Source organism: Dialister sp. (assembly GCF_036343215.1).
Lineage (GTDB): Bacteria > Bacillota > Negativicutes > Veillonellales > Dialisteraceae > Dialister.
The window spans coordinates 1-12,158 of the sequence record NZ_JAZASU010000053.1; the positions used below are offsets into that span (position 1 = coordinate 1).

A 12,158-nucleotide genomic window follows, 5' to 3' on the forward strand; every position below is an offset into this window, starting at 1 on the left:
AGACTTCCGGAAGGTGACAGATGATGAAGTTCAACAGGCAGTAGACTATATTAACAATAGACCTAGAAAAGGAATGGATTGGATGACTCCAATAGAATTTGTTGAAGAAATGTTGCACTAGACTTGACAATCTGCCCTCCCGCGAAGCGGGTGAGGGGACGAACCGCACGTACGAGGAAAACTATATCCCGCCCGAATGGGAGCCGAAGACAAAATCTAAATTTGCGGCCAGAGGCCGCCACCTTCCCGCACCCCGCACCCCGATTTAACACATGACAGTTCCCCCTCATCCCGAAAACTGCCAGCTGCCAAACTATTAACTTTCTTTTAATGATGCACATGGCTTATAATATAAATAAAAGAAAAGCAAGGAGGTCGATCAAATGTCCATTATGCATGATCGGCGGATGAACATTGTCCGGGAAAATATGAAAGTTCTCGGCCTTTCCGCCCTGATTGTTTCAGAAACGGCAGCTGTATGGTACCTGACGGGAGAATCCATACATCCCGGCGAAAGGCTGACGGTGCTTGTCCTGCAGGAAAAAGGCCCGGCCTTCTGGATCCGGAACCGTTTATTTCCGCTGAAATCAGGAACCGGCTGGACCATGGCCGAAGCGAAAGCGGCCGGTTATATCGCCGATATTTCCTTTGAAGATGGAGAAGACGGCATGAAACTTCTCTCCGATCACCTGCCGGAAGGAAAAGTGGGCGTGGACAAAGTATGGCCCTCCTCCTTCCTTCTGGACCTCATGAGCCGGAGAAAAGATTTGAAATTCGTCAATGGCTCTCCTGCCGTAGATATGGCCAGGGCCGTAAAAGACGCCAAAGAAATCGGAATCATGCGGCTGGCTTCGAATATCAATGACCGGGCCATGAAGAAAATTTCCCGCTGGATTACTCCCGGTGTGACGGAAAAAGAATGCGCCGAAAAACTCCTGGCCATTTACAAAGAAGAAGGAGCCGAAGGCTTCTCCTTCCCGCCCATCGTTTCTTTCGGTGCCCACGGGGCAGACCCCCATCACATGCCGGATGCGACGCCCCTTAAAAGAAGAGAAACCGTGCTCTTTGATATCGGCTGCAAAAAAGACAATTACTGCTCCGATATGACCCGCACCTTTTTCTTTGGCCGCCCCGATGAAGAATGGGTGAAAATCCATAACCTGGTCCGGGAAGCAGGCGAACTGGCAGAATCCATGGTCCGCCCGGGCATCCGGCTCTCAGAGCTGGACAAAGCGGCAAGAAACCATATTTCCAAAGGCGGCTATGGCCCCTGCTTTACCCATCGCCTGGGCCATTTCATCGGAATTCGGGAACACGAAGCGGGTGAAGTGAGCCTGAACTCGGAAATCATTGCGAAACCGGGCATGATTTTTTCCATCGAACCGGGCGTATACCTGCCGGGCAAATTCGGTATCCGCATCGAAGACCTGGTCCTGGTCACCGAAAATGGCTGCGAAGTGCTGAATCAGGCAGACCGCAGCTGGAATATTTCCCTCTGAAAGGAGCCCCTATGCTGAAAGTCAAAAACCTTACTATCGGCGAAGGCAAACCGGACATCTGCGTCCCCCTCGTTTCCTCCAATCTCGAAGACCTGGAAAAAGAATGCGAAGCCCTGAAGGACTCCGTGGCAAACCTCATGGAATGGCGGGTGGATTACCTGCTGAACAAAGAAGACTTCCATGCCACCCGTGACCTGGACAAGGCATGGAAAATCATCCGGAAATATTTCCCTGACAAACCCATCCTCACCACAGTCCGCACCAAAAGTCAGGGCGGCGCCCACAAAACGCCGGGCGGAGACTATATCGGCCTTCTCTCCCTCATCATTGCCTCCCGGTGGGCCGACATTCTGGATGTGGAATACGGCCATGAAATGATGGACACGAAAGTCCTCGTTTCCCGGGCCAGAAAACAGGGGATCCCCGTCCTCATGAGCTACCATAAATTCAAGAGAGCCCTTTCGGAAATGGAAATACTGGACGTCCTGGAAAATATGCGCTTCTTCAAGCCGGACATCGAAAAAATCGCCGTCATGCCCCAGAATTATGTGGATGTGGCAGCCCTGATCAGCGCGGCAGCCCGTTTTGACCAGAAACATCCTGAAATTCCTGTCATTACCATCGGTATGGGAGAAATGGGCGTCCTCACCCGGATTTCCGGAAACCATCTTGGCGGCCCCATCACCTTTGCTGCAGGACTGAATCCCAGCGCCCCGGGCCAGCTTCTCTGCGATGAAGTCAGAACCCTGCAGGCCATCATTGAACAGCAGTTTTACAAATAAACTTCTTAAAGAAATATCTTGCCCCGAACCATCCGCAGCCAGCGCGGATGGTTTTTTATACCATCGATTTCCCGGAATGCTGCCGGGCAGAAGCCCCGGATTTCACGAAAACAGTCCCATCAGGCCATCAGGTTTCATCACCTTCTTTCAGCAATCCAAAAGTTTAATAAAATTCTAATGATACAAATCGCGGTTTTTGCTACTATACCTGCGAAAGCAGCAAGAGCGAGGCCTCGGGCCGCGTTCCATTCCATCTGCTGAGCGCTCAAAAATTTAAAGCAGATCCGGAACAAAACCCACGTGCTCTGAAGGCTTTCAAATCCTCGAGGAAAAAATCGAGTTTCACCCTTATTTTTACAAAACAAAATAAACTCCCGCAAACGAGAAAGAAAATTCTTCGGACCCGCGCCCCCCGCCACGTACCTTGATCACGAGATGACACATCCAGACGTAGGAATTTCTGCAGCCGATTGACAGGTAAGATCGGAAATCCGGACAACGAGAACATATTCTCAAAAGGGAGTTTATTTTTGTACCCCAAAAGCCGGTTGCCACCATGTGGCAGCCGGCTTTTTTTGTTGCAGATTTCAGTGACTGAATCCTTTGAAACTTTAAAAAATCAGTTTTCTTCGAGACTTTGCATCGATCGGGACTCGGGAAACGGGACTCGGAGCGGTGGCGGGCAATAAAATCTGGAAGCCCGCCATTTTTTATATGTAACATTATGATGAAATGACTTTTGTTTCGGGGCTGTCGGGAAGATGGCCGCTAAATTTATAAGGCGGCCATTTTTTATATTTTTCTCTGCACTACAGGTATAAGACATGTATGAGGAAAAAGTAAAGCATGATACAGGGCCCCACCCTCCCGAGTGCTGGGAGGGTGACCGAGCGCAGCGAGGTCGGGTGGGTTCATCTCTCGTACAAGGCACATATGAGGCAGACTGACAAAAGGTACACGGGACAAATGACCATATCCATAAGCGAGTGGCTCTCCCTCGGGAACACCGCGACAGCGGTGAGAGGGCAAATCGATTCGTAGAATCGGTCATTTCGACATTTTCCAGTGGAGCTGCCAGACTCCCATTCAGGGCCTATGGATTCGACTTGAACGGGAGAGGCAATTCTTCGCGTACCATTACGGTATACCGGGAACCGGGGCCCGGGATCCGGGAAGATGGCGGTGCAAAATTCATGGGGTGCAGTCATGTATATTTCTCTTTAGGACCTCATATAGAAGTTCCAGGTTCAGAGGGTTTCCATTAGTAATCTTAATTAAAAATCAGGTGAATGCAGCATCCTTGAAACTCTTTCAATCGTGGCTATCGTGAAGGTGGCGCGGCAGCTGCAAAAAGCCTCGCCTTTTATATATCCTATAAAAAATCACCCTTCCATGATGGAAAGGTGATTTTCTTTACAGTCCCAGGTATTTATTGAAGAAGGATTTCAGTCTATCGATGACTCGTTCTTTCTTTTCTTCTCTCTTTTTGCCGCCGGAGCCGAAGCGGGACATTTTGGGGAGGATTTTGACGATATCCGTGCCCAGGGTATTGAGTTCACCGTCGGCGAAGGCGTTGTCTACGAATTTCCTGGTTTCTTCATCTTTGAGATTTTCGGACTGGATGATTTCGACCAGTTCTTTTTCTTTTTCTTCATTGACGTAGGTATGGAAATCGGCGGTGACGTCCATGTCCTGATCTTTGTTCACGTCCACTCTGGCTATGAAGCCTTCGATGAGTTCTTTCTTGCTTCGCAGCTCGATACTGGAATCGATGGAACGACGGATATCGGCGAGAAGTTCTTTATCCCTGCAGTGTCCTTTATGATATTTCGCCACCAATTGAATGATATAGTCGATATTGACTTCGATCTGCCGTACCAGTTCCATTTCAAAGACTACATCATCATTGATGTTTTCTTTTTCTTTCGCTTTAGGCTTCCAGATTTCATGGAGCGTGATGTACATGCTCTGGTAATCCTGCATTTCCATAGGTTTCAGCGGGTCCACGCCCTCAAATTGATCGAAGGCGGAGAGGATATTCCGGAGTCGCAGGATCTGGCCCATGAGCAGGATGAAATCTTTCTGAGCCGCTTCGCTGAGTATTTCTTTTCCCGGTGGGTACTTTGTGCGGAGTTCCATGATGAGTTCCTTATAACCCCGGTGTTTCTCACCATTTTCGTCCTTATACCCTTCGAAATAGGATTTGAAATCTTTCAGTACTACGACTCCCCGGGCATCCCGGTCCCCAAAGAGGGCGATGGCGTCATCCGTCTCTTTTTCAAGGTTGCGGAAGCAGACGATATTTCCATAAGTCTTCACGGAATTCAGGATGCGGTTCGTCCTGGAGAAGGCCTGAATAAGGCCGTGCATTTTCAAATTCTTGTCCACCCAGAGTGTATTCAGCGTAGTGGCGTCGAAACCGGTGAGGAACATATTCACAACGAGGAGGATATCGATTTCCCGTTTTTTCATCCTTTGAGAAATATCTTTGTAGTAGTTATCGAATCCATCGGAATCGGTGGAGAAATTCGTATTGAAAGTCCCATTGTAGTCCCTGATGGCCATATCGAGGAAGTCCCGGGAAGTCTGATCCAGTTTGGATAGATCCATATCTTCATCCTGCACCACGTCTCCCGGTTCTGCCTCATTGGGGGCATAACTGAAAATCGTGGCAATGACGAGATCTTTCCGCCTTTCCAGAAGCTGCTTCTTGAATTCGAGGTAATATTTCTTCACCATGGGAATGGATTCGGCACAGAAAATAGAATTGAATCCATTGACACGCTGGCCTTTGAGATCATAGAAACTGCTCCGTTTCGTCTTCTGGTTGAAATGGTCCAGCACATAGGAAACCACTTCCCGCACTCTTTCAGGCGCCTGCAGGGCTTTCTGCTGGTCGATGGCTTCGACCTGTTTATCTTTCATATCTTTTTTCGCATGGATGGTATTGATGTAATCGATGCGAAAAGGAAGGACGTTTTTATCCCGAATGGCATCTACGATGATATAGGTATGAAGTCTTTCGCCAAAGACCTGCTCGGTGGTGGCAAAACGGGGATTTCCATGGACAAGGGCATTGGCCGAGAAAATCGGGGTCCCTGTGAAACCGAAAATATGATATTTCCTGAAATGTTTGATGATGGCCGCATGCATATCGCCAAACTGGCTTCTATGGCATTCATCGAAAATCATGACCACATGTTTTTTATAAATCTCATGGTCCGAATTTTTCTTGATGAAGGTATCCAGTTTCTGAATGGTGGTGATGATGATTTTTGCCTGAGGATCAGAAAGCTGCTTTGTCAGGATTTTTGTATTTTTATTTCCATTGGCCGCGCCTTTCTGGAAGCGGTCATATTCTTTGATGGTTTGATAATCGAGATCCTTGCGGTCCACCACGAAAAGCACTTTGTCAATGTAAGGGAGCTTCGTGGCCAGCTGGGCGGTTTTGAAGGAAGTGAGGGTCTTTCCGGAGCCCGTGGTATGCCAGATATACCCGCCCGCACGGATGGAGCCCATGAGTTTATAATTCGTTGCCACTTCGATGCGGTTCAGGATGGCTTCGGTGGCCGCGATCTGATAGGGACGCATGATCATGAGGATATTTTCCGTAGTGAAGATGCAGTACCGGGTAAGGAGGGCAAGAATCGTGGATTTGGCAAAGAACGTTTTCGTGAAATCCACCAGGTCAAAAATATTATGATTTTTCACGTCTGCCCAGTGACTGGTGAATTCGAAGGAATTGCTCGTCTTCCTGCTGTGTTTTCGTCCATTGGCATGCTGCTCTTTGACTACGCTGTCTCTGGTGGTATTGGAATAATACTTCGTCTCCGTGCCATTGGAAATCACAAAAATCTGCACATATTCATAGAGCCCGGAAGCAGCCCAGAAAGAATCCCGCTGATACCGGTTGATCTGATTGAAAGCTTCCCGGATATTCACGCCCCGCCTTTTTAATTCCACATGGACCAGGGGAAGGCCGTTGACAAGGATAGTCACATCATAGCGGACATCATGGTTCCCGCCTTTTTCCGCATACTGATTAATGACCTGGAGAGAATTATTGTGGATATGCTCTTTATCGATGAGATAAATATTCTTCATAGAACCATCATCCCGGTGAAGAAGCTGGATATAATCCTGCTGGATTTTCCTCGTTTTCTCTACGATCCCTTCATTTTTGGAAGCAATACAGGTTTTGAAGAAATCATCCCATTCCCTGTCGGAAAAAGTGATGCCATTCAGCTCGGAAAGCTTCTGACGCAGATTGGAAATAAGGTCACTTTCCTTATGAATAGGATGGTACTCATAGCCCTGCTGCACCAGCTGCTCGATAAAGGACTTCTCCAGCTCCGCTTCAGACTGATAATGATCAGAATGGTAACCGCCCTTCTCTGGCACATACTCCGCCAGCACCGTCTGCCGGCCGCCCTCCATCACCATGTCATATGCCATGGTACACCTCCTCTCACGCTTTCCTCTTGAACGTCAATAATTTGTCCCGGTAATACTCGTACTGCTTCTGACGGGCCTCAATCTCCGCCGGAAGACCGTCGGAAATATCGGAACAGAGAGTATCGAAATGGTCGAGAATATTTACAATTTCCTTTTGAACATCCATAGATGGTACTGGAATTTCTAAATTTTCAAGAACATTTCTGGATAGTCTCGGTACACTAGCTTTTCGAACTTTACTTTTGAGATAATTCTGCTTCGTCATTAAATAGAAATATAAGAAACGATTATTTAAATCATTTTTTCCATCAAAATAAAAACAGTCATCAGCAGCCCAAAAGGGTTCATTGCTAAAACCAACTTCAGCTGCTGCACCTGCAGCTATAACAAAAGGAGTATAACCATCACAATTGTATTTATCAAAATGGCCCAATGGGGTCAAACTATTCTGGAAGACCAAATAATTGCCCTCTTCTGATAATTGCGTACGTACTACTCTAACTCCTCTTTGCATAACAACTTTATTTTTTAACCTGGCATATGGGGTATTTTCCCTCCTAAGCTCTAGCATTTGATCCCGATAATATTCATACTGTTTCTTTCGGGCGGTCAGCTCGGCGGTCAGCTCGGCGGTCAGCTCGGTGAACATATCCAGTATACGGACGATTTCCTCCTGCACCGGGAGCGGAGGGACGGGGATTTCAACATTTTGCATCTTTGCTTTTGATACATTAAATCTAGTTACACCGCTCGCTGTACGAATTATCTGCTTTCTGACATTATGGCTTCTAAAAACATATTTTGTATAGTCTGGAGTTAAGATTGTTTTATCTTTTAAACGCAGACCAAAGCAGAAACTATTTAAATAAATTGGTTCTGTAGCCTCTTTTGTCACAACTGATGTTAAACCACATTCATCAGGGGTTTCAGAAGACCCAGTAAACAGAATATCTCCAAACTCAATCTGATTCTGTCTTTCTTTTTCAGATATTTTCACCAAATCACTGATATTTAAATCCACAGCAAGGTTCTTATATACATTCATATAAGTAACAAATTTAGTATTACCATCGGAGAAATCCTTTTTAGATTTTCCAGAGAGCCCAGAATAAAACGTCCCCAACTCACTTAATTTTTTAAATTCCACCCCATCGGGGCAATAGTCCTCCAGCAGTTCTTCCAGTTTACTCATGGCTTTCACCGCCTTCTATGTCTGCGATGATTTTGTCTATTTCTTCCCGGAGAATCTGTTCCCGGGCCACGATTTCCCTGATTTCCTGATTGAGGACCTGGATATCCACTTTTTCTCTCGTATCTTCCGGTTCCACATAGGTGGAGACGGAGAGGTTGTACCCTTCTTTCTCGATATCCAGGGCGGAGACGAGGGAAGCGACGTGGTCGATATCTTTTCTATCCTTCCACCAGTTGTAGATATGAAGGATATTTTCTTTTGTCAGTTTGCTCTTATTCCCATCTTTCATGAACTCTTTTGATGCATCTATAAAGAGTACATTATTATCCTTTTTGGACTTTTTGAGAACCATTATATTTGTGGCAATTGATGTTCCGAAGAATAGATTAGATGGCAGTTGAATAATGCAGTCAACAAAATTGTTGTCCACCATATATTTTCTGATTTTTTGCTCTGCTCCACTTCTGTACATAACGCCAGGGAAGCAAACAATAGCAGCTGTACCATTTGTTGCTAACCAGGCAAGCATATGCATTATAAATGCCATGTCCGCTTTTGATTTCGGCGCAAGGACGCCGGCCGGTGCAAATCTCTGATCATTAATCAGCACTGCATTGTCTTCACCCTCCCAATGAAGTGAATAGGGAGGATTTGAGACAATAGCTTCAAAAGGTTCATCATTCATGTGAATTGGGTTTGTTAATGTATCTCCCAATTCAATATCAAACTTGTTGTAGTTAATATCATGCAGGAACATATTGATTCTGCAAAGATTATATGTAGTTGGATTGACTTCCTGACCGAAAAAGCCCTGACGTACTCTATCTTTTCCCAAAAGTCTTGCTGCTTTCAAAAGTAAAGATCCCGATCCGCAGCAAGGGTCATATATTTTATTAATTTCCTTTTTGTCAGCAATAACAATCCGTGTCAGAAGCTCTGATACTTCCTGTGGTGTGAAGTATTCTCCGCCGGACTTTCCAGCTTCGGAAGCATACATTCCCATAAGGTATTCATAAGCATCGCCAAATGTATCTATCTTGCTGTCCTGATAGTCGCCAAGATTCATATCACCGATTTTATCAAGCAGTTTTACCAGCTTTTGATTTCTTTCTTCGACGGTATTACCGAGCTTTTTATTGTTGACATCTAAATCGGAAAAAAGTCCGATGAGGTCTTCTTCTGAATCGGTTCCCTTAGCAGAGTTTTCAATATAATCAAAAATATTCTTAAGCTTTTCGTTCAAATCCTTACTGTCTTCATCTGCTGCCTTTCGCACATTTCTAAACAGCATGGAAGGCAGGATGAAAAATCCTTTTTCAGACAAAATACCTGCTCTCGCAGTTTCCGCTTCTTCATCTGTGAGATTCTCATAGTTAAAAGAGGGATCTTCATCCTGTTCTCCCTCGTTAATATACTTGGTGAGATTTTCAGAAATGTACCTGTAAAAAATCATGCACAGTACATAAGCTTTAAAATCCCAGCCATCCACATTGCCTCTTAGCTCCGTAGCAATATTCCAAATCGTACGAAAAAGTTCCGCTCTTTCCTCTGCTCTGGTTGATTCCATATAAGCTCCTCACTTTCGGAATAATTTTGTACATTTTCTATTATTATAACGAAATCAAAGAAGGAAATGTGAGCCAAATCAAAAAGTCCCTTTTAAAACGACTTTTCAAATGAACTGTATGGAATCGACAGTTCTAATGAGTCAAGAAAAAAGGCAGACCGTCTCCAGGTGACAGCACTGCCTTTTTTACTAATTCGTCTTTATATCTTTGATCAGGTTGTAAGCACCTTCGTAGAAGGCTTCTGACACTTCTCTTTCTTTATCGGTGATTGGTTTATAGGTCGCTTTTTTATTTTCCGTTAAAATGCGTTTATTTTTAAAATCAAAATTCCAAGGCCGGACAGACCCATAATTATTAATATTGGGATTCTTTTGTAAAATGTAAAAAGTGCCGACTTGCTTTTTCTTATTATATTGGTAATAGTCTGTGCAAATTGTATAGTTACAATACGCATCAGAATATACCCATTGCCAGCCATGTGTTTCTTTCCCCATGAGGGGCGGTTTTCCTTCTTTTTTCAAAACAATATTGACTTCAGCTTCCCACAGTGTTCCGGGATAAATCGTCGCATAATCGTAATACCACGAAGTTTGCTGTTTGCCATTAATATATTGCGTTGTTTCCATGTTCAAAATTTTCTTTGATCTCGTATCTACAAAGAAATCTATCTCTTTCGGCTGGCCAAGGGGATCATTGGTTTTAACACATACAGTCACTTTATGACCATATGTCCAGCTGAGATCTGTATCAACATATTCTACAAAAGTATCATCCCATTCTTCAAAATAATATTCCCCTGCCTTCACCAGATTTTCCGCTCCGGCAATGGTAAAAGAGCTGATTGCCAATGCTCCTGCCAGCAATAATGATTTCCAGACTTTCATAGAGTCCCCTCCCCGCGAGAATTTACGAAATGCTTTGCTTTTAGTATATCATTTCCAAACTCATATGAGTGAAATTAATGAAATATTGGGGATTTTCACGGAAAATAATCTCCTAGGTAAAACGCTGCGCTCCCCCGCTCCACGCGCACGGCCGGGAATACACGTGCTCTCTCGTGCGGAGGTATAGTTTCACGTGAGGCCGGGAATACAGGAACGAGCCGCAAGTGTAGAGTCACCGCCTGTGCAAAAAAGGTCTTCATCGGATACTCGGAACTGGGAACTTATATGCGGGTAACATAAAATCCGCCCACCTGATGGTGAGCGGATTGCACGAAAAGAAGTCCTCTCGTAGGGAATGGAGCAGATCCGAGGTCCCAGGATTCCGGATCATGACTTATCATCGTCGGCGCATTGCTTTCGTGAGTAACAGTAAGGGGCGCGGAGGGGCTGGTTGTTCGTTTTCTCATTCCTTTTGAGAGGGAGGACTTATTTCGTTTTAACAACTTGGAAACTTGATTTTCCTCGAGGATGGAAAGCAATCGGAACACGTGGGTCTTGCTCCGGATCCGCCTGAAATTTCCGGGCGCCTGGCGGATCGGATGGAGCTCGGCCCGAGGCCTCGTTCTTTTTGCCCTCCTATAGATATAGTAGAAAAAAATCATCTTTTGTATCATTAGAAATTTGTTAAAGTTTGTAATTTTAAAATAAAACTGTATTTTTTTTTGGGGGGTAACTGTCATCTTTGATGGCCTTTGATTCGGGATTGTCGGGAATATCGGGAATGGTCGGGGGTATCGGGGTGGTGCGGCGCAAATTCATGAGCGCCGCATTTTTTGATTTTGCCTTCGGCTCTCATCTGTGCCAGGGAAAATCTTCCTCATCTGTGCGGTTCGTCCCCTCCACCGGCTTTGCCGAAGCTCCCCGGGATGAGTTTACCTTTCAGCTCATTTTCGACTTGAACGAGAGTACAGCCCCCCAGTCGCTTTCGGCGACAGCCCCCCGAACTTCGGGGGGCCTGTGAGGGGAGCCTTCTTGCTTTTGGATTTCCTCATCTATCACGAAATTGTTTCATCAGTTAGCCTCATGTGTGCTTTGTATGAAAGATGAACCTACCCGGCCGCTCCGCAGCCACCCTTCCAGCACTCGGAAGGGTGGGGCCCGATTGTCAAGCTTTACTTTTTCCTCATTTGTGCCTTGAAGGGATAGTGCGGGCTTTTTACTTCACTCGCCCTCTCACCCCTTTGGGGAGCTCTCCCGAGGGAGAGCCTCTCGCCTATGGATTTCCTCATTTGGCACGGGTATGGTTTGGCAGTTAGTCTCGTATGTGTTCCCAAGCGATAGGGAAAAGGCTCCCCCTGGGGGGAGCTGGCGCTGAAAGCGTCAGAGGGGGGAGGAATGGAAATTGGCGGCCGAAGGCCGCCTGATGGTCAACCTTCCCTAGATAGGGAAGGTGTCGCCGCAGGCGACGGATGGGATGATGAATGGATGATTTGCATTTGTGATGCTGCCGTTTCGACAGGGATTCCATCAGTCTTCCCCCCACCGCTGCGCGGAGCCCCCCTTTCAAGGGTGGCTTTTCCGTTTCGCCGCTTCGCGGCCAATCGGTCAGGCTCCCCCAGGGGGGAGCGATGGAAATTGGCGGCCGTAGGACGCCTGATGGTCAACCTTCCCTAGATAGGGAAGGTGTCGCCGCAGGCGACGGATGGGATGATGAATGGATGATTTGCATTTGTGATGCTGCCGTTTCGACAGGGATTCCATCAGTCTTCCCCCCACCG

The 12,158-nt window shown here is 46.2% G+C and carries 6 protein-coding genes; 2 read left to right on the forward strand and 4 right to left on the reverse strand.

The genetic code is table 11. The annotated features are described in order from the left end of the window. The first annotated feature begins 383 nt into the window (after positions 1-383). Both VZT47_RS07375 and aroD read left to right on the forward strand, forming a co-directional pair. Complete coding sequence (locus VZT47_RS07375) at positions 384-1,499, forward strand: M24 family metallopeptidase (protein WP_330224325.1); 1,116 nt, start codon at positions 384-386, stop codon at positions 1,497-1,499. Between the two features lie 11 nt (positions 1,500-1,510). Continuing rightward, on the forward strand, positions 1,511-2,281 hold the full coding sequence (gene aroD / locus VZT47_RS07380) for a type I 3-dehydroquinate dehydratase (protein ID WP_330224326.1): 771 nt from the start codon (positions 1,511-1,513) through the stop codon (positions 2,279-2,281). Positions 2,282-3,694: 1,413 nt separating this feature from the next. On the opposite strand, the gene VZT47_RS07385 is transcribed toward aroD, so the two are convergent. The 4 genes from VZT47_RS07385 to VZT47_RS07400 form a co-directional block, all read right to left on the reverse strand. Beyond that, positions 3,695-6,736, reverse strand: a complete 3,042-nt coding sequence (locus VZT47_RS07385) for a type I restriction endonuclease subunit R (RefSeq protein ID WP_330224327.1) — start codon at positions 6,734-6,736, stop codon at positions 3,695-3,697. Positions 6,737-6,749: 13 nt separating this feature from the next. Beyond that, positions 6,750-7,928 carry a restriction endonuclease subunit S gene (locus VZT47_RS07390; protein WP_330224328.1) on the reverse strand — a complete coding sequence of 393 codons (1,179 nt, stop codon included), beginning with the start codon at positions 7,926-7,928 and terminating at the stop codon, positions 6,750-6,752. Further along, positions 7,921-9,495, reverse strand: a complete 1,575-nt coding sequence (locus tag VZT47_RS07395; protein WP_330224329.1) for a type I restriction-modification system subunit M — start codon at positions 9,493-9,495, stop codon at positions 7,921-7,923. Before VZT47_RS07395 ends, VZT47_RS07390 begins: the two co-directional genes overlap by 8 nt. A 189-nt stretch (positions 9,496-9,684) precedes the next feature. Beyond that, positions 9,685-10,380 (reverse strand): hypothetical protein, encoded by a 696-nt coding sequence (locus VZT47_RS07400; RefSeq protein ID WP_330224330.1) that lies wholly within the window; start codon positions 10,378-10,380, stop codon positions 9,685-9,687. Positions 10,381-12,158: the final 1,778 nt, after the last annotated feature.